The sequence below is a fragment of the Paractinoplanes deccanensis genome (assembly GCF_016862115.1).
Lineage (GTDB): Bacteria > Actinomycetota > Actinomycetes > Mycobacteriales > Micromonosporaceae > Actinoplanes > Actinoplanes deccanensis.
The window spans coordinates 16,021-33,429 of sequence record NZ_BOMI01000189.1; the positions used below are offsets into that span (position 1 = coordinate 16,021).

At 72.2% G+C, this 17,409-nt stretch carries 20 protein-coding genes; 9 read left to right on the forward strand and 11 right to left on the reverse strand.

The window, feature by feature from the left end; all coding sequences use genetic code 11:
- Positions 1–31 precede the first annotated feature (31 nt).
- From Ade02nite_RS44655 to Ade02nite_RS44675, 5 genes are read left to right on the forward strand one after another with little or no spacing between them, the layout of a single operon-like run.
- Positions 32–1,660 (forward strand): Na+/H+ antiporter, encoded by a 1,629-nt coding sequence (locus tag Ade02nite_RS44655; RefSeq protein ID WP_203777422.1) that lies wholly within the window; start codon positions 32–34, stop codon positions 1,658–1,660.
- A gap of 45 nt (positions 1,661–1,705) precedes the next feature.
- A complete protein-coding gene (locus tag Ade02nite_RS50540) occupies positions 1,706–2,308 on the forward strand; it encodes a TetR/AcrR family transcriptional regulator (RefSeq protein WP_203777424.1) in 603 nt (200 codons plus the stop codon).
- Positions 2,305–3,198 (forward strand): ABC transporter ATP-binding protein, encoded by an 894-nt coding sequence (locus Ade02nite_RS44665; RefSeq protein WP_203777426.1) that lies wholly within the window; start codon positions 2,305–2,307, stop codon positions 3,196–3,198. The genes Ade02nite_RS50540 and Ade02nite_RS44665 overlap by 4 nt, the downstream gene beginning before the upstream one ends.
- Positions 3,195–4,766, forward strand: coding sequence for an ABC transporter permease (locus tag Ade02nite_RS44670; protein WP_203777428.1), 1,572 nt, complete (start codon positions 3,195–3,197; stop codon positions 4,764–4,766). The genes Ade02nite_RS44665 and Ade02nite_RS44670 overlap by 4 nt, the downstream gene beginning before the upstream one ends.
- A 26-nt stretch (positions 4,767–4,792) precedes the next feature.
- Positions 4,793–5,161 (forward strand): NUDIX domain-containing protein, encoded by a 369-nt coding sequence (locus Ade02nite_RS44675; RefSeq protein WP_203777430.1) that lies wholly within the window; start codon positions 4,793–4,795, stop codon positions 5,159–5,161.
- On the opposite strand, the gene Ade02nite_RS44680 is transcribed toward Ade02nite_RS44675, so the two are convergent.
- The 3 genes from Ade02nite_RS44680 to Ade02nite_RS50030 all read right to left on the reverse strand — a co-directional run bounded on the left by Ade02nite_RS44680 (position 5,147) and on the right by Ade02nite_RS50030 (position 6,292).
- The gene (locus Ade02nite_RS44680; RefSeq protein ID WP_203777432.1) at positions 5,147–5,542 is read right to left on the reverse strand and encodes a VOC family protein; all 396 of its coding nucleotides are present in this window, start codon (positions 5,540–5,542) and stop codon (positions 5,147–5,149) included. The genes Ade02nite_RS44675 and Ade02nite_RS44680 overlap by 15 nt on opposite strands.
- Complete coding sequence (locus Ade02nite_RS44685; protein WP_203777434.1) at positions 5,539–5,880, reverse strand: nuclear transport factor 2 family protein; 342 nt, start codon at positions 5,878–5,880, stop codon at positions 5,539–5,541. Before Ade02nite_RS44685 ends, Ade02nite_RS44680 begins: the two co-directional genes overlap by 4 nt.
- 253 nt (positions 5,881–6,133) lie before the next feature.
- On the reverse strand, positions 6,134–6,292 hold the full coding sequence (locus Ade02nite_RS50030; protein ID WP_239169514.1) for a hypothetical protein: 159 nt from the start codon (positions 6,290–6,292) through the stop codon (positions 6,134–6,136).
- A gap of 1 nt (position 6,293) precedes the next feature.
- Between Ade02nite_RS50030 and Ade02nite_RS44695 the strand changes: the two genes are divergently transcribed.
- Positions 6,294–6,605 (forward strand): hypothetical protein, encoded by a 312-nt coding sequence (locus Ade02nite_RS44695; protein WP_203777436.1) that lies wholly within the window; start codon positions 6,294–6,296, stop codon positions 6,603–6,605.
- Positions 6,606–6,635: 30 nt separating this feature from the next.
- Here Ade02nite_RS44695 and Ade02nite_RS44700 read toward each other — a convergent pair whose 3' ends face one another.
- Positions 6,636–6,836 carry a hypothetical protein gene (locus tag Ade02nite_RS44700; protein WP_203777438.1) on the reverse strand — a complete coding sequence of 67 codons (201 nt, stop codon included), beginning with the start codon at positions 6,834–6,836 and terminating at the stop codon, positions 6,636–6,638.
- Positions 6,837–6,869: 33 nt separating this feature from the next.
- Positions 6,870–7,541: an SDR family NAD(P)-dependent oxidoreductase gene (locus Ade02nite_RS44705; protein ID WP_203777440.1), complete on the reverse strand. Its 672-nt coding sequence runs from the start codon at positions 7,539–7,541 to the stop codon at positions 6,870–6,872.
- A gap of 70 nt (positions 7,542–7,611) precedes the next feature.
- Here Ade02nite_RS44705 and Ade02nite_RS44710 point away from each other — a divergent pair, with 70 nt between their 5' ends.
- Positions 7,612–8,463 (forward strand): LysR family transcriptional regulator, encoded by an 852-nt coding sequence (locus tag Ade02nite_RS44710; protein ID WP_203777442.1) that lies wholly within the window; start codon positions 7,612–7,614, stop codon positions 8,461–8,463.
- Here Ade02nite_RS44710 and Ade02nite_RS44715 read toward each other — a convergent pair.
- Positions 8,414–9,745 (reverse strand): M20/M25/M40 family metallo-hydrolase, encoded by a 1,332-nt coding sequence (locus Ade02nite_RS44715; RefSeq protein WP_203777444.1) that lies wholly within the window; start codon positions 9,743–9,745, stop codon positions 8,414–8,416. The two genes, Ade02nite_RS44710 and Ade02nite_RS44715, sit on opposite strands and share 50 nt — an antisense overlap.
- Before the next feature lie 4 nt (positions 9,746–9,749).
- Positions 9,750–11,663 (reverse strand): APC family permease, encoded by a 1,914-nt coding sequence (locus Ade02nite_RS44720; RefSeq protein WP_438871021.1) that lies wholly within the window; start codon positions 11,661–11,663, stop codon positions 9,750–9,752.
- Between the two features lie 143 nt (positions 11,664–11,806).
- Here Ade02nite_RS44720 and Ade02nite_RS44725 point away from each other — a divergent pair, with 143 nt between their 5' ends.
- The gene (locus tag Ade02nite_RS44725; protein ID WP_239169515.1) at positions 11,807–12,475 is read left to right on the forward strand and encodes a LamG-like jellyroll fold domain-containing protein; all 669 of its coding nucleotides are present in this window, start codon (positions 11,807–11,809) and stop codon (positions 12,473–12,475) included.
- Between the two features lie 60 nt (positions 12,476–12,535).
- Here Ade02nite_RS44725 and Ade02nite_RS50035 read toward each other — a convergent pair whose 3' ends face one another.
- A complete protein-coding gene (locus tag Ade02nite_RS50035; RefSeq protein ID WP_239169516.1) occupies positions 12,536–12,763 on the reverse strand; it encodes a hypothetical protein in 228 nt (75 codons plus the stop codon).
- A gap of 219 nt (positions 12,764–12,982) precedes the next feature.
- Positions 12,983–13,762, reverse strand: coding sequence for an inositol monophosphatase family protein (locus Ade02nite_RS44735; RefSeq protein ID WP_203777448.1), 780 nt, complete (start codon positions 13,760–13,762; stop codon positions 12,983–12,985).
- A gap of 112 nt (positions 13,763–13,874) precedes the next feature.
- Between Ade02nite_RS44735 and Ade02nite_RS44740 the strand changes: the two genes are divergently transcribed.
- Entirely contained in the window at positions 13,875–15,782 is a 1,908-nt protein-coding gene (locus Ade02nite_RS44740) for an MDR family MFS transporter (protein ID WP_239169517.1), read from the forward strand.
- Between the two features lie 54 nt (positions 15,783–15,836).
- On the opposite strand, the gene Ade02nite_RS44745 is transcribed toward Ade02nite_RS44740, so the two are convergent.
- Together Ade02nite_RS44745 and Ade02nite_RS44750 are read right to left on the reverse strand one after the other, a co-directional pair.
- The gene (locus tag Ade02nite_RS44745; protein WP_203777450.1) at positions 15,837–16,823 is read right to left on the reverse strand and encodes a hypothetical protein; all 987 of its coding nucleotides are present in this window, start codon (positions 16,821–16,823) and stop codon (positions 15,837–15,839) included.
- A gap of 2 nt (positions 16,824–16,825) precedes the next feature.
- The gene (locus Ade02nite_RS44750) at positions 16,826–17,335 is read right to left on the reverse strand and encodes a SigE family RNA polymerase sigma factor (RefSeq protein ID WP_203777452.1); all 510 of its coding nucleotides are present in this window, start codon (positions 17,333–17,335) and stop codon (positions 16,826–16,828) included.
- Between the last annotated feature and the right edge of the window lie 74 nt (positions 17,336–17,409).

Here is a 17,409-nt window from a genome sequence, read left to right on the forward strand (position 1 = left end):
AGCGCCCTTAGCACGGGCCTGGCCGGGAAAGATGAACGACGTGCATGCCGAGACCACACTTCTGCTGATCCTGGGCGGCGTCGCGCTCATCGTCGCCGTCCGGCTGATCGCCGAGAAGACGGGCCTCCCGGCCGCCGCCCTGCTGACGATCGCGGGCATCACATACGCCCTGCTGCCGGGCCCCAACGTCGAGCTCGAGCCCGAGCTCGTCATGACGTACGTGATCCCGCCCCTGCTCTACAACGCGGCTCTCGACTCGTCACTGCTCGACATCCGGCGCCACATCCGCACCGTCATCAGCCTCTCCGTGCTGCTGGTGCTGGTCACCGCCCTGCTCATCGGCTACGGCATCGACCTCTGGGTGAGCGGCGCGACCCTGGCCGCCGGTGTCGCCCTGGGCGCCGCGGTGGCACCGCCCGACCCGGTCGCCGCGCTGGCGGTCGGCCGCCGCGCCGGGCTGCCCGGCAAGCTCATCACGCTGATCCAGGGCGAGGGCCTGCTCAACGACGCGACAGCGCTGACCATCCTCACGGTCGCCATCGCGGCCGCCGAGGGCGGCGACTTCTCCGTGCCGTCGGCGGCCGGCCAGTTCTTCCTGATGGCGATCGGCGGTGTGGTCGCCGGTCTCGTGGTCGCCTTCCTCCTGCGGCAGCTGCGCCACATCCGGCAGGACCCGCTGACCGCGAACGCGCTCTCGCTGGCCACGCCGCTCGCGGCGTACATCCTGGCCGAGTCGGTGCACGTCTCCGGTGTGCTCGCCGTGGTGGTGGCCGGCCTGATCATCGGGCACGACTCGCCGCGCTACAGCGGCGCGGCCAGCCGCCTGCAGACCAGCGCGGTCTGGCGGCTCGTCGACTTCCTGCTCGAGGGCGTCGTCTTCCTGCTGATCGGCCAGCAGGTGCCGGCCGTGGTCCGGGAGCTGGCCAACTACGACATGTCCACGATCGTGACCGCGGTGGCGGTGACCGTCGGCGTGACGCTGATCGTCCGCCCGCTGTGGCTGATCCTCACCCAGCTCCTGCCGCGCTCGCTGCACGCCCGGCTGGGCGGCGAGGACATCGACGGCAAGCACAGCGAGCGGGCGCTGACCGGCCGCGAGGTGACCGCCCTGAGCTGGGCCGGCACCCGCGGCGTGATCAGCCTGGCGGCCATCTTCACGCTGCCCGCGTCGGTGCCCCACCGCGACCTGCTGCACTTCTGCGCGCTGGTGGTGGTGCTGGTGACGCTGCTCGGCCAGGGTCTGACCTTCGCGCCGCTGGTGCGCATGCTGGGCCTGCGCGCCAACCACGCCGACCTGGCACGGGAGCGCAACGAGGCCCGGGCCGCGTCGGTGCGTGCCGCCCTCGACCGGCTCGACGACATCCAGGAGGAGCAGCACGACCACGTCGAGGACCGGGCGATCGGGCACATGCGCAAGCAGCTGGAGGTCCGGCTCGAGCGCTACAGCCGGCGGCTCGACCTGCTGGAGAAGTCCGACTCCGACGAGGTGCCGACCTCGCCGGAGTACGAGGCGGCGCTCATGGTCCGGCGCAAGGTGATCGAGGCGCAGCGCGAGGAGCTGCTGCGATGGCGCGACGCCGGCAACCTGAACGACGAGAGCCTGCGGATCCTGGAGCGCGAGCTCGACCACGAGGAGCGCCTGCTGCCCGACCGGAAGTGAAATAGACGCTAGTCGCGCTACACACTTGTGCAGTAACCTACACACGTGAGTAACGATCTGACCGCACGAGCGCGTATCCGCGACGCCGCCATCGAGCTCTTCGCCGAGCGCGGCATCGAGGGCGCCACCATCCGCGACATCGCGCAGGCGGCCGGGGTCTCCTCCGGCCTGCTGCGCCACCACTTCGGCTCCAAGGAGGGCCTGCGCGACGCCTGCGACGAGCACGCGCTCAGCGAGCTCCTCCAGGTGAACGCGCACTTCACCGAGTTCCGCTCGCTCGACCGGCTGACGCCGAAGATTCTCCTGCTCCAGCGCTATTTCATGCGCTCCACCATGGACGGCTCGCCGGCCGGCACCGCCATGTTCGACCGCATCATCGACTACGGCGAGGAGTGGCTCGCCCGGACCGACCTCAAGGTGTCCGACCCGCGCGCGTTCGTCGGCCTGCTGACCGTCATGAAAATGTCGATGTTCACCATGCGCGACCTGCTGTCGCGGGCCGCCGGCACCGACGTCGGGTCGGTGGAGGGCTGGCGGCGGGTGCTGGACGCGTCCCTCGACCTGTTCTCCCAGCCCCTCATCACCCCGGTCCAGGCCGATCAGGCGCGGGCCCAGCTCGACAAGATCTTCGGGGAGGTCCAGCCATGACGCAGGCCATCGAGGCCACCGGGCTGATCAAGCGGTTCGGCAAGGTCACCGCCCTCGACGGGCTCGACCTGCACGTCGACACCGGCGAGGTGCACGGGTTCCTCGGCCCGAACGGCGCCGGCAAGACCACCACCATCCGCGTGCTGCTCGGCCTCATGCGGCACGACGGGGGCAGCGTGCGCCTGCTCGGCGGCGACCCGTGGGGCTCGGCGACCGAGCTGCACAAGCGCCTCGCGTACGTGCCGGGCGATGTCACCCTCTGGCCCAACCTGACCGGCGGCGAGGTGATCGACCTGCTCGGCCGGCTGCGCGGCGGGCTCGACGCCCGGCGCCGCGCCGAGCTCCTCGATCGATTCGAGCTCGACCCGCGCAAGAAGGGCCGCACCTATTCGAAGGGCAACCGGCAAAAGGTGGCGCTGGTCGCAGCGCTCGCCTCCGACGTCGAGCTGCTGATCCTCGACGAGCCGACCTCCGGGCTGGACCCGCTGATGGAGGAGGCGTTCAGCGAGGTCATCCTCGAGGAGAAGCGGCGCGGCGACCGCACGGTGCTGCTCTCCAGCCACATCCTCGCCGAGGTCGAGAAGCTCTGCGACCGGCTCACCATCATCCGCGACGGCCGCACGGTCGAGACCGGCACCCTCGCCGATCTGCGCCATCTCACCCGCACCTCGATCCAGGCCGACCTGGCCGGGCCGCCCGACGGGCTCGCCACCCTGGCCGGCGTGCACGACTTCAGCCTCGACAACGGCCGGGTGCGCTTCGACGTCGACGCCGACGCCCTCGCCCCGGCGCTGCAGACGCTGGTCAAGGTCGGGGTGACGTCGCTGGTCAGCCAGCCGCCGTCGCTGGAGGAGCTGTTCCTCCGGCAATACCAGCGGCCGGGCTCGTGACCGGGACCGGCCGGCTCGTCCGGCTCCTCCTGCGCCGCGACCGCGTCGTCCTGCCGCTCTGGGTGATCGTGCTCGCGCTCGTGCCCGCCGGCTACGTGGCCTCCTTCGAGGGCCTGTTCCCCACCCTTCAAGATCGCATCGAGTACGCCTCCGTGAGCGCCTCGAACGCCGGGTTCGTCGCCCTGTACGGGCTGCTGAAGGGCTCGTCCCTGGGCGAGCTGGTGGCCTGGCGCGCGGGCTTCCTCCCGGTGCTGGCCGGCCTCTTCGCGGCGCTCACAGTCATCCGGCACACCCGCGCCGACGAGGAGGCCGGCCGCACCGAACTGGTGGCGGCGGGCGCCGTCGGCCGGCACGCCCAGCTCGCCGCGGCGCTGATCACGACGTGCGTGGCGAGCCTGGTGCTCGGCGCCCTGCTGACCGCGGCCATGATCGCCCAGGACATGCCGGCCGAGGGCTCGCTCGCCTTCGGCGCCGAGATGGCGCTCAGCGGCTGCGCCTTCGCCGCCGTGGGAGCCGTCGCCGCGCAGCTCACGCCGAGCGCCCGCAGCGCGCGCACGATCGCCGTCGTCGCGCTCGGCGCCGCCTACGCGCTGCGGCTCGCGGGCGACATCTCGGCGCTCGGCGACGGCGCCGTCTCGTGGCTGAGCTGGCTGTCCCCGATCGGCTGGGTGCAGCACATCTTCCCGTACGGCGCGAACGACTGGTGGCCCGCCCTGCTCACCCTGGTGTTCGTCCTCGCGGTGGGCGCGGTCGCCGCTGTCCTGCTCGCCCGCCGCGACTTCGGCGCCGGCCTGTTCCCCGCCCGGCTCGGCCCGGCCACTTCCCCGATGGCTACGCCGCCGGCACTGGCCTGGCGCCTGCACCGCGGTCCGCTGCTCGGCTGGACCGTCGGCTTCGCCCTGCTCGGCCTGATCTTCGGCGGCGTGGGCGGCAGCGTCGTCGACCTCATCGAGGACAACGACGGCCTCGGCGACATCTTCGCCCGCCTCGGCGGCACCACCAGCCTGGTCGACAACTACTTCGCCGGCATCGCCGGGCTCGTCGGCCTGATCGCCTCCTGCTACGCCGTGCAGGCCGCCCTGCGCCTGCGCGACGAGGAGCAGTCCGGCCACGCCGAGCCGCTGCTCGCCACCGCGGTCTCCCGCCCCGCCTGGGCCGCCTCCCACCTGCTCTTCGCCCTGCTCGGCCCGGCCGTGGCTCTGCTGGCCGAGGGCCTGACCGCCGGCCTCACCTACACCGACGGCGACCTCGGGGCCATCCTCGCGAGCACGCTGATCCAGCTGCCCGCGGTGTGGGTCCTGGCCGCCGTGGCGTTCCTGCTGTTCGGCCTCGCTCCCCGGCTCTCCGCCGCGGCGTGGGGCGCCCCCGCGCTGTGCCTGCTGATCCTTCTGGTCGGCCAGACCCTCCAGCTCGACCAGTGGCTGCTCGACCTCTCCCCCTTCACCCACATCCCCCACCTGCCCGGCGGCACGGTGGCGGCGACCCCGCTCGTGGCCCTGGTCGCCGTCGCCGCGGTGCTCACCGCCGCCGGCCTGACCGGCTTCCGCCGGCGCAACGTCCCCGACTGATTGCCGGCACCCCCTACGGTGCCGTCATGCCGATCCCCGACTTCGTCCTCGCCCTGCGCTCGAAAATCGGGCACGACCCGCTGCCGCTCCCCGGCGTCATCGCGGTCGTGCTCGACGAGCGCGGCCGTGTGCTCCTGGTCCGCCGCTCGGACACCCACGACTGGGCCCTGACCACGGGCTGCCTCGACCCCGGCGAGCAGCCCGCCGCCGGCGCCGTCCGCGAGGTCCGGGAGGAGACCGGCGTCGAGGTCGTCGCCGAACGGCTGCTGGCGGTGGAGGTCGGCTGGTTCGACCCGGCCGAGGTCCCGCCGCTCCCGCCCCACCAGGCCCGCTGCCTCGCGACAGCCCTCGACCCCGGGGCCGCACCCTGGTTCGCGCCGTCACCCGCGCGCTGAAGCGATCTCCGCGTCACTGCGCAAGATGCAGAACTCGTTGCCCTCCGGATCGGCCAGCACCACCCACCCCGTGCCGTCCACCTTGCGGCGGTCGTCCACCACCGTCGCGCCGAGACCGAGCAGGCGGGCAAGCTCCGCATCCCGCGTGCCGTCGGCCGGCCGCAGGTCGAAGTGAATCCGGTTCTTGCCCTGCTTCCCCTCCGGCACCTCGATGAAGAGCAGCCGGTGCCCCCGATCGGCCGAGAAGATCAGGCACTCCTCGTGACCGGGCTCGTTCGGATCGTCGGGGTCCTGGCTGTAGCCGAGGACCTCCTCCCACCAGCGAGACAGCGCATAGGCGTCCGAGCAGTCCACAGTGGTGTGCGACACATATGAGGTCATCGCCGGATCATCGCAGAGCCGGGCTCGGGCCGCTCTCCCTCCCACCACGCCAGGTTGGCGGTCGCCTGTGCCACCGGCTCGATGAGCTCCCCGCCCTCGGCGATCAGCCCGTCCTCGACGCACCAGATGTCGACGACCTCGATCTCCGGTCCGGCGCCGGGCAGCCGCCGCCGCGTGTGCACGACCACGTGCGCGCCGTCGGCCAGCACGTGGCCGATCTCGACCCGCATGCCGGCGAGCGGCACGAGGGCGGCCCGCACCGCGGCGAGCCATGCGCTTTGGGTTGAGCTGACGCCGCCCAAGCGCCGCCATGATTGCGACTGGCGGGCCACCTGCACGTGCCGCTACGGGAACGCAACCGGCTGCTGGTCTTCGACCGCCGGTGGAACATCGTGATGACCAACCGTGCCGTCGACCCGTTCTTCGCGCGCGTGGCACCGGATGCTGCGGCCACCCGTCAATCTGGTGCGCCTCGGGCTGGAACCGCGCGGGCTGGCCCGGCTGGTCGTCAACCTCGACGACGTACGCGCGGTGTTCCGCACCCGCCTCTCGCGCCGGCTCGCCGCCTCGCCTGCTTCATCAGATAGGGCGTCAGCCGATCTCCACCCACACCTCGTCGAGGACTCCCTGAAACTGGTCGTTGTCGGCGAAGGAGCCCTTGCCGGCGATGCTGAACGCGGCCGGACGGCTCGAAGCCGCCCGGCCGGCACTCAGCTCGCGCGGACCGGGCGCGATGTGATCTCCTGCCATCGTGAACACCGACGACGTCGGCCGCTGCGTCTCGCTCCCGCTCGGCCAGGCTGTTCAAACCGCCCGGCTTCTGGAGAGCATCGTCGTCTCGCTGGACCGAATCGGCTCCCGGATGGCCGGCGGAGACGCCGATGCTCACACCGTTGACCAGTTCATCACCGAATGGTCCGTCGGGCCGCGTCTTTCCCGGGCGCGCGTCGAGCTCTGGGACGCGATCGCACAGGTGATCGGCGAAGAGGCGGTCGAAGAGATCGCGGAGACCACGCCGCGCTTCCCCGACCCTGTTCCCGACGAGGTCCGCGCGCGGATCTGACCGCCGAGGGTCTCGCCGGGGCGGGCGGGCTCAGTCGGGCGGGCCGATCGGGCTGCCCTGGGTGGCCGGGCTGTCCGGGGCCTGGCCCGGCACGCCGGGCTGCGAGCGGGCGCGGTCCGCCTCGTCGTGGGTGAGGTCGCCGGGGTTGCCGTTGTCGGGCTCGGTCATCGTGTCGGGGTTCATCGAGCCCGGGTCGGCGATGCTGGACAGGTCGTCGTTCGGATCAGTCATGCGTGCGGGGTTACCCCGTGGACGGCGATCGACTCACCACGGGACCGGGCCGTCGTCCTGGAGGAAGGCGCCCGTCGGCGGATTGTCCATGGTGGCCAGGCGGACGGCGATGGCGGCGCCCTCGGCGGCGGTGCGGTCGAGGGACAGGCCCAGGTCCTTGGCGAAGTCGGTGCCGCACGCGCCGGGGGCCACGGCGTTGACCGAGAAGTCGGGCAGGGCCTTGGCGTACTGCACCGTCAGCATGTTGAGGGCGGCCTTCGAGGTGGGGTAGGCGACCGGGGTGCCGCCGGCTGCGAAAGCGTGCGCCGGGTCGGTGTTCCAGTGCAGGGACGCCGTACCGCTGGAGATGTTGATGATGCGGGGGTCGGGTGACCGGCGCAGCAGCGGGAGGAACGCCTCGGTGACGCGCAGGACGCCGAAGAGGTTGGTCTCGTAGACGGCCCGGACCACCGCCAGGTCGACGGCACCGGGGGATTGGCCGGCCTGGCCGCCGGAGATGCCGGCGTTGTTGACCAGGACGTCGAGGCGGCCGTAGCGGTTCGTCACGTCGGCCGCCGCCCGGCCGACCGAGGCGTCGTCGGTGACGTCCAGGTCGGCGCGGGTGGCCGCGACGACGGTCATTCCTTGTGCGGTGAGGGCCGCGGCGATTGCCTGCCCGATGCCCCGGCTCGCGCCCGTGACCAGGGCGATCTTCGTGTCTGCCATGGCTCCATCGGACCACCGGGCGGCGGCGTGAGCCAAGATCGATCGGGTACGCGGGCGATACCCTGCGGGTATGGAGGACGTCGAGACCCGGGAGCTGCGGTACTTCGTCGCCGTGGCCGAGGAGCTGCACTTCGGGCGGGCGGCCGAGCGGCTGGGGATCGCGCAGCCGCCGCTGTCGCGGGCCATCCGCCGGCTCGAGCATCGTCTCGGCGTCGCGCTTCTCGACCGTACGAGTCACGGCAGCCGGCTGACCCCGGCGGGCGAGGTGCTGCTGGCCGAGGGGCGGACGGCGCTCGACGCGGTGGCGGCCGCCACGCGCCGGGCGCAGCGGGCCGGTCCGCGGGCGCGCCTGGTGCTGGCGATGAAGCCGGGTGGGGACGCGGGACTGCTGCCGCGCATCCTGGCCTCGTACGAGGAAAGGCCCGATGCCCTGCCGGTCGAGTTGGCCTTCTCGTTGGGCGACCGCGCGGCGATGCTGCGGGACGGCCGCGCCGACGTCGGGCTGCTGCACCACCCGCAGAACGACCTGCGCGGGCTCGCCACCGAGGAGCTCGCCGTCGAGCGCCGCGTGCTCGCGATCGCCGACACCCACCCGCTGGCCGCGCGCGACGCCTTGCGGCTGGCCGATCTGGCCGGCGTACCCGTGCCGCAGTTTCCCGAAGCCGCTCACCGCGAGCCCGGCCCCGTGGTGGGGGACGTGGCGGAGTTGATGCAGCTGGTGGCGCTGGGGCGGGCCGTCGCGCTGGTCACCGAGTCGGCGGCGCAGCGACCGGCCCGGGGCGTCACCTACCGGCCGGTGCTCGACGCCGCACCCGCGACCCTCGTGCTGGCGTGGCCGGAGAGCAGCCGGTCGCGGGAGGTCGCGGCCTTTGTCACCGCGGCCCGGCGGGCAGTCGCTCCACCAGCGACCGGTACCACGTGATGCCGGCCAGGTAGGCGCCGACCGTGATGTGCTCGTCGTACGAGTGGATCGCCTCGCGCTGCTTCTTGGTCATCTCGAACGGCGTGAAGCGGTAGACACGCTCGCAGATCTCGGTGAAGCGCCGGGCGTCGGTGGCGGCCATCATCACGTACGGCGTGGTGACCGCCCTCGGGAAATGCTCGGCCGTGACCGCCTCGATCAGCTCGAACGCGTCGTCGAGCGGCGACTCCGGTGACGGCTCGCCGTCGTGCACCACGGTGACGCGCACCTTGTCGTCGCGGATCACCCTGCGGACGTGGGCGATCGCGCCGGCCATCGTGTCGCCGACCAGGATCCGGATGTTGACGCCCGCGGTGGCGTTCGAGGCGACCACGTTGAGCGCGGGCGAGCCGCTCAGCGTGGTCACCGCGAACGTCGTACGGACCATCGCCGCCGCCTCGGGGCCGGCCGCCAGCAGCAGCCGGGTGAGCAGCGGGCGGGACCGCACCGCGACCCGCAGCGCGACCCCGACCGGCCCGGTCGCGTGCGGGGCGGCGCGGCGCAGGAACTCCACCGCCGCGTCCGGCATGGTGGCGCGCATCGGCGAGCGGTCGAGCCGGGTGATGGCCCGGGCCAGCCGGGCGGTCGGGCCCATCGGTGCGGGAGTCGACGCGTGCCCGCCGCGGCCCTCGACGCTGAGCTCGATCGAGGCGACGCCCTTCTCGGTCACGCCGATCGCGGCCATGGGCACCTGCACGCCCGGCAGCACCTCGTGAGCGATGGCACCGCCCTCGTCGAGCACGAACCACGGCCGCACGTCCCGCTTGCGCAGCTCGTCGACCGCGAGGGCGGCCGTGACACCGGCGATCTCCTCGTCGCAGCCGAACGAGAGCCACACGTCCTGCGCGGGCGTGTGCCCGCCGGCGAGCAGGTCCTCGACCGCCTGGCAGATCGCGGTGAGGCTGGCCTTGCAGTCGAGGGTGCCCCGGCCCCAGACAACGCCGTCCTCGACCACGGCGCCGAACGGCGGATGCCGCCAATCGCCCTCGACCGGCACCACGTCGATGTGGGCCATCAGCACCACGGGACGGTCGGCGGAGGCGCCGCGCCAGTGGAAGAGCACGGCGTGCGTGCCGATCGGGATGCGCTCGAGTCGCTCGTGCAGCAGCGGGAAGTGCCGGCGCAGCGCGTCGTGGAAGGCCGCGAACGCGTCGTCGTCCCAGCGGCCGGCCTCGCGGCTCGAGACGGTCGGGATGCGCAGCAGGTCGCGGAACGCCTCGAGCTGGTCCTGCTGGTCCGTCACCGATTCAGCCTACGTGCACGTGGGGCCGCCGGTTGCGGTCCGGCTCGGCCCGCCGCAGCATCTCGCGCGTCACCGGTGCCACCTCGCCCTGCCCGAAGGCGAGGTAGCGCACGAAGTTGGCGACCGGGTTGCCCTCGGTCCACTCGAAGTAGATGTGCGGCCGCCGCCCGGTGGTGTCCCGGATCCAGAGCAGCAGCGCGGCCAGCGCGCTCGGCACCGAGGAGCTGGTCACCCGCATCACCTTGTAGCGGTGGTGCAGCAGCTCGCCGGTCACCCGCAGCTCCGTCTCGAAGTCCGAGGCGTCCTTGACGGTCACCTCGACGAAGATGACGTCCCGGTCGTCGGCCATGTCGTTGTCCGCGAGGATCTGCGCGATCTTGTCGCTGTACTCGCGGCTGTCCCGGCGGTCCGGCTCGTTCGCGATCAGCCGGATCTGCCGGCGCCGGCAGTCGCGCAGGAAGCCCAGCGCGGTCTCGTCCGCCTCGATGTCGGTGACCCGCAGGTCGAACGCCCGGAACAGCCGGGACAGGAACGAGACGACCAGGATCCCGGCGATGAAGCACGCGGCGATCTTCACGCCGTCGGGCCGCTCCACGATGTTCGCGATGGTCGTGTAGACGAACAGCACCGCGATGATCCCGAACGCGATCGTGCGCTTGCGCTGCCGCCGGCGGCGCGCCGAGAGGGTCACCGCGACCGCCGCCGACGTGATCAGCACCAGGACGCCGGTCGCGTAGGCGCCGCCCTGCGCGTCCACGTCCGCGTCGAAGATCCACGTGATGAGGAACGCCGTGCCGGTGAAGACCAGCACCAGCGGGCGCACGGCCCGGGCCCAGCCGGGCGCCATGCCGAACCGGGGCAGGTAGCGCGGCACGAGGTTGAGCAGGCCGGCCATCGCGGACGCGCCGGCGAACCAGAGGATCGCGATCGTCGACAGGTCGTAGACGGTGCCGAACGCGTTGCCCAGGTTCTCGTGCGCCAGATAGGCCAGCGCCCGCCCGTTCGCGTCGCCGCCCGACTCGAACTGCGCCTGCGGGATCAGCACCGTGGTCACGACGCTGCTCGTGATCAGGAACGCGCTCATGATGACCGCGGCCGTGGTGAGCAGCCGCTTCGCGCCCTGGATGCGGCCGCGCAGGTCACCCTTGATGTGCGGCATCACCGCCACGCCGGTCTCGAAGCCGGACAGGCCGAGCGCCAGCTTCGGGAAGACCAGCAGCGCGATGCCGACGACCGCCAGCGGGTTGCCGTGCTGGGTGGTCAGCGCCGTGGTCCAGTCGGTCACCGAGTGCGGGTGGGTGAGCACCCGCCACAACCCGTCGCCGATGACCACCACGTTGAGCAGCAGATAGACGCCGACCAGGCCGACCGCGATGCCGATCGCCTCGGTGAAGCCCTTGAGGAAGACCCCGCCCAGAAGCGCCACCAGCAGCAGCGTCACGATCACCTCGTGACCGTGCAGGGCCTCGGGCAGGTACGGGTTCTCGTCGATGTGCGCCGTCGCGTCCGCCGCCGACAGCGTGATCGTGATGATGAAGTCGGTCGCCGCGAAGCCGAGCAGCACCAGGACGAAGAGCTTGCCCTTCCAGAACGAGAGCAGCTTCATCAGCATCGCGATGGAGCCCTCGCCGTTCGGGCTGTCCGACGCCACCCGGCGGTAGATCGGCAGCGCGCCGAGCAGCGTCACCAGCACGAGCACCAGCGTCGCGATCGGCGACAGCACCCCGGCGGCCAGCGCCGCGATGCCCGGTTGATAGCCCAGCGTGGAGAAATAGTCCACACCGGTCAGACACATCACCTTCCACCACGAGTGCGGCTTCTCGTCCGGATCGGCCGGTACGCCGTGCGGGCCCTCGTGATGCTTCGCGGTGTCGTTCAATCCGGAGAGCATCCAGTCCCGGAACCCCGTGGTCGTCACCGGAAAATCGTTCCACCGGGTAAGCGGCTCCTCCCACGGTCACGCGTTAACAACGCGTCAAAAACGCGGCGCATCCTTCCTGGTACGACGTGCGTTAGGTCGGCGTGCGATTCTCCGCGCCGCGCGTTGCCCTGTGCGCCCTCGTGCTCGCAGTTGCGGCCGTCACACCCGCAGCCGCCTTCTCCCCCAAGGTCACCGTGCGGTACACGTTCGACGGCCCCTCACCGCTCGCCGACGCCACCGGCCGCGGCTACGACCTCAGCCCGGTGAGCCGGTACGGCGGCACCTTCACCACGGTCGCCCACAACGGCGGCCGGGCGCTCGCCTTCCCGCCGCCCTGCCACACCGAGCCGTGCCCGCGCATCGCCCTGCGCGCCGTCGCCACCGACCTCAACCCCGGCCGCCGCCCCATCCGCTACGGCGCCGCGGTGCGCCTCGCCGCCGACGAGACCACCAAGGGCGAGAACGTGCTGCAGAAGGGCTACTCGGCCAGCGGCAGCCAGTACAAACTCCAGATCGACGGCCTGGCCGGCCGCCCCAGCTGCGTCTTCGTCGACGACCGCCGCCCACAGATCCACACCGCGATCGCCGCCACCGGCGTCGCCGACAACCGCTGGCACACCCTCGAATGCCGCCGCGCCGGCCCCCACCTCACCATCCTGGTCGACGGCACCCCACGAGGGCAGACGGTTCTCCCCGCCGACCTGTCGGTCACCAACCACCTGCCGTTCAGCATCGGCGGCAAGGGCTCCTTCGCCGACAACGACCAGTTCCAGGGCGTCCTCGACGAGGTGTGGGTGGAGATCGGCTGACGCTGCCGAACGTGGTGATGGTCGAGAAGAGCCGCGGTTCGCGCCCGTCGACGCGCACGATCATCGGGATCGCCACGTTCGTGCCGGCCGGCGGGTGGGTGGGTCGCCGGGGCGCGGTGACAGCAGTTCCTCGTAGAGGGCGGCGGGCTCAGGGTCGGGCGCGGCGGCGAGCCGGCGTGAGAGGCGGGTGCGGAACACCGCGCGTACGTCGTCGAGGTTGACGACCAGCCGGGCCAGCCCGCGCGGTTCCAGCCCGAGGCGCACCAGATTGACGGGTGGCCGCAGCATCCGGTGCCACGCGCGCGAAGAACGGGTCGACGGCACGGTTGGTCATCACGATGTTCCACCGGCGGTCGAAGACCAGCAGCCGGTTGCGTTCCCGTAGCGGCACGTGCAGGTGGCCCGCCAGCCGCAGAATCATGCCGGCGCTGAGCGAGCGGCTTGCTCGGTGGTTGCCGACGAAAATCAGCAACCGCACCGCTACAAGGCGTCCGGGTGGAGCGGTCGTCAGGCGTCGGCCGTGCGGATCAGCTCGGCGAGGGCCGGCCACAGCGACGGGGCCGCGCCGATCGTCAGCTCGGTGGTGAACTCCGCCTCCCGGCCGCCGAGGATCACTCCCGCTTCGCGGGCGATCAGGGCGCCCGCCGCGATGTCCCACAGGTTCGTGTCCAGGGCCAGGCCCCCGTCCAACCGGCCGGCGGCCTGGTAGGCCAGGTTGAGCGCCGCCGGCAGGCGCCTGATGTCGCCGACCTGGGGAAGCAGGGCGTCGATCACGCGGCCGGCGCGGGTCTTCGTCGCGACGTTGGGCTGGAAGCTCACGCCGATCAGGGATGAGGTCAGCGGCGGGCCGTCCGGCACCTCGAGCGGGGTGCCGTTCAGCAGGGCGCCGCCGCCCGCGACGGCGCTGAAGGTCTCGCCGGCCACGGGCTCGTGCACGACCGCCGCGCGGGGCTCGTCGCCCTGGTAGAGGGCTATGCACACGGACCACGGGCCGGTGCGGCTGATGTAGTTGCGGGTGCCGTCGAGCGGGTCGACGACCCAGGTCCAGCCGGTCGTGCCGGGGCGGCCGTGGCCCTCCTCGGCCTGCACCGCGTCGCCGGGCCAGGCCTCGGTGAGGCCGTCGACGATGAGGCGCTCGCTGGCGATGTCGACGTCGGAGACGACGTCGTTGGCGTGGGCCTTGGGCGCGCCGACGCGCAGGGTGTCGCGGCGTTCGAGCTGGAGCCGGCCGGCGGCTGCGGCGAGCGTGGCCGCGAGGTCGCGGGCTGCGGAGAGGTCTCGATCCATCACCGGCCAGGCTACCGGTGACGGGCGTCGCAGGTGACCGCGCTCTCCTGAACGCATCGGCACCGGATGCGTGGGGGTAGTCGGAGACGTCGGCCTACCAGGGGAGATCCGCATGAGCGCCACAACCACCACCGCGCCGGGGCCGCCGGGCGCCGACCTCAGCCACCGTCAGGTCCTGCAGGTTCTCGGCGGGCTCATGCTGGGTCTGCTGCTGGCCTCGCTGGATCAGACGATCGTCGCCTCGGCGATCCGGACGATCGGCGACGACCTGCACGGGCTCAGCGCGCAGGCGTGGGTCACCACGGCGTACCTGATCACCTCGACGATCTCGACGCCGCTGTACGGGAAGCTCTCCGACATCTACGGGCGCAAGCGGTTCTTCCTCGCCGCGATCACGATCTTCGTGGTGGGCTCGGCGGCGTGCTCGTTCGCGCAGTCGATGTACGAGCTCGCCGCGTACCGGGCCTTCCAGGGTCTCGGCGCGGGTGGCCTGTTCTCGCTGGCGCTGGCGATCATCGGCGACATCGTCCCGGCCCGGGAACGGGCCCGCTACCAAGGTTACTTCCTCGCCGTGTTCGGCACGTCGAGCGTGCTCGGCCCGGTGATCGGCGGGTTCTTCGCGGGCGCCGACCAGATCCTCGGCATCACCGGCTGGCGCTGGGTGTTCCTGGTGAACGTGCCGATCGGCGTGGTGGCGCTGATCGTGGTGGCCCGGGTGCTGCGCTTCCGGCAGGAGCGGCGCGAGCACCGCATCGACTGGTGGGGCGCCGCCTGGCTGTGTGTCGCGCTGGTGCCGCTGCTGACCATCGCCGAGCAGGGCCGCTCGTGGGGCTGGGACTCGGCGCGGGCGTTCGCCTGCTACGGCATCGGCGCGGCCGGCCTGGTGCTCTTCGTGCTGGCCGAGTGGCGCATGCGGGAGGACGCGCTGATCCCGCTGCGGTTCTTCCGCAACAAGACGTTCAGCCTCACCGCGATCGGCGGCTTCATCGTGGGCCTGGGCATGTTCGGCGGTCTCGCCGTGCTTCCGCTCTACCTGCAGATCGTGCGGGGTGCCACGCCGACCGAGTCGGGTCTGCAACTGCTGCCGCTGACGCTCGGTCTCATGGTCGGCTCGATCATCTCGGGTCAGCTGATCAGCCGTACGGGGCGCTACAAGGTCTTCCCGGTGGTGGGCAGCGTGCTCGCCGCGATCGGCATGTGGCTGCTGCACACGGTCGGGGTGGAGACGCCGTTCTGGCGTACCGGCGTCTTCATGGCCGTGCTGGGCCTGGGCCTCGGCCTGATCCTCCAGCCGATCACGCTGGCGGTGCAGAACGCGATGTCGGCGCGGGAGATCGGCGTGGCGACCTCGTCGGCGACGTTCTTCCGCCAGATGGGCGCCACGGCCGGCACCGCGCTCTTCCTGTCGCTGCTCTTCTCGACCGTCGGCGACAAGATCCAGGATGCCGTACGGGCGGCAGGCCCCGGTTTCCAGCAGGCGCTCGCCGAGCCGGCGAACCGCGCGGCCGCCGAGGCCCTGCACGCCGGGGCCGCCCTGAACGACACGTCGTTCCTGAACGGGGTCAGCGCCGTCGTCGCGTACCCGTTCAAGGACGGCTTCTCCCGGTCGATGGACATGATCTTCCTGGCCGCGGCCGCGATCATCCTGGTGGCGCTGGTCGTCTTCGCCTTCCTGCCGCAGATCCCGCTGCGCACCCAGTCGGGCCTGGCCGCCCGCGCCGCCGAGGAGCAGCCGGCCGGCCTGCCCGCGGCCACACCGGCAGCGGCGGAACTGCCCGCGGCCACACCGGCAGCGGCGGAACTGCCCGCGGCCGCGCCGGTGGCGGCGACGGAGGTGACCACCGAGGGCCGGCACTCGGCCGACGCCCACCCCGGCGGCAACCACGTCGCGGTGGCCCCGCACGACGGCAACCACGAAGTGGGCGTCCACCGCGAGGAGAACCCCGCGGCCGGCACCCACCACGACGAGAACCGCGTGGCGGGCGCCCACCGCGCGCCGCCCGGCCCGGAGGAGAGCTGACGGGAAACGCCAGGGCCGGCGGACGGACCGGCCCTGGCGGGTTTCATCCCCGGATCAGAAGGTGCCCTTCTTCACGTCGGCCAGCTTGACGCGGGTGACGACGTAGGTCGTCTCGTTGTCGCCGGGGCCGTTGGAGAGCTTCAGCGGGACGCCCGACTGCGCGTCGATGGTGAGGGTCTGCGCGGCGCCCTCGAGCGCCGGCATGCCGACGGTCAGGTTGAGCACCTTCTTGCCGGCGAGCGTGCCCTCGACCGTCTTGACCTCGGGCATCTGGTTGAGCAGGCGCAGCGCACCGGCCCGCACGGCCGGGTCGCCGGCGCCGGCGTGCAGCGCGTCCATCACGTTGTTCCAGACCCGGTTGTCGGCGATGTTGGTGCGCATGCCCTCGCGGATCGCCGCGGGGATCTTGGTGTTCGTCGGGGCCGGGTGGCTGAAGCCGGGCGCCTCGGTCGGCACCGGCGCGCCCTTGGGCGCCCCGGCCACGATCATCCGCTTGCGGGCGGCGTTCAGGTCGCCCTGCGCCGCGGCCTTCGCCGCCGCGACGTACTGCCGGTAGCTGTCCCCGCCGCGGATGTTGCCGGCCTTCACCTGCGCCGGCAGGCCGTCGCGGGTCTTGGCGAAGTAGTAGCCGCCGCTGTCGGCCCACAGGTCCCACACCTTGACCCGCGTGCCGTCGTAGAGCTTCTGGTCGCGCAGCACGAGCGTCGCGTCGCCCTCGGGCTTCGCCGTCGTGTTGAGGTAGCCGACCAGCTGGAGCAGTGGCGGCTGCGCGGCGGCGGCGCTCGCGGACGCCGTCGTCGCGGGGGCGGCGATGTTCCGGGCCGGCGCCGTGCCGGTGCCGCCGGCGCCGGTGGTGGCCACCGCGACCGCGGCGATCGCGGCGACGGCGAAGCCACCGGCGGCGGTCGTGCGCCAGGCCAGGCGGCGGCTGCGCAGCCGCCGGCCGCGGCTCTCGATGCGCTCCAGGTCGGGGGTGTACTGCCGGTCGCCGACGGCGGCCTTGAGGGTCGCGCTGAGGCGCTGCTCGGTGTCGTACGACATGGTCAGAGGTCTCCTCGGTTCAGGACGGACTTGAGCTTGGTCAACGCCCGGCTCGTCTGGCTCTTGACGGTGCCCTCGCTGCACTTCAGGGCCACGGCGGTCTCCCGCTCGCTGAGCCCTTCGAGGTAGCGCAGGACGACCGTCGCCCGCTGCCGCATCGGCAGGGACACAAGTGCCTGGAGCAGGTCGGCCCGGGTCACCACGCCGTCGGAGAGGTCGGGAAGGGCGATGTCGGGAACATCGGACACGTCGGCCCGCGGACTCCGGCGCCACTGGCGTCGCGCCTCGTTGATCAGGATGCGCCGCACGTACGCGGGTGGGTTCTCGGCCTTCTGGACCTTGCGCCAGTGGCTGTAGGCCTTGGCCAGCGCCTCCTGCACGAGGTCGTCGGCCAGGTGCCAGTCCCCGCACAGCAGATAGGCCGTGCGATGCAGCGATGCGGCCATCCCCTGGACGAAAACCCGGAACTCCTGCTCCGCGCCGCTCGCCGTCCCGGCGGGTCGGTGCTTCATTACGGTCGTCACAGAGGAGAAGACACTTCCGTGCCCCGGTTCGTTGTCACGAGATCCGGAGCTTTTTCGCGCAA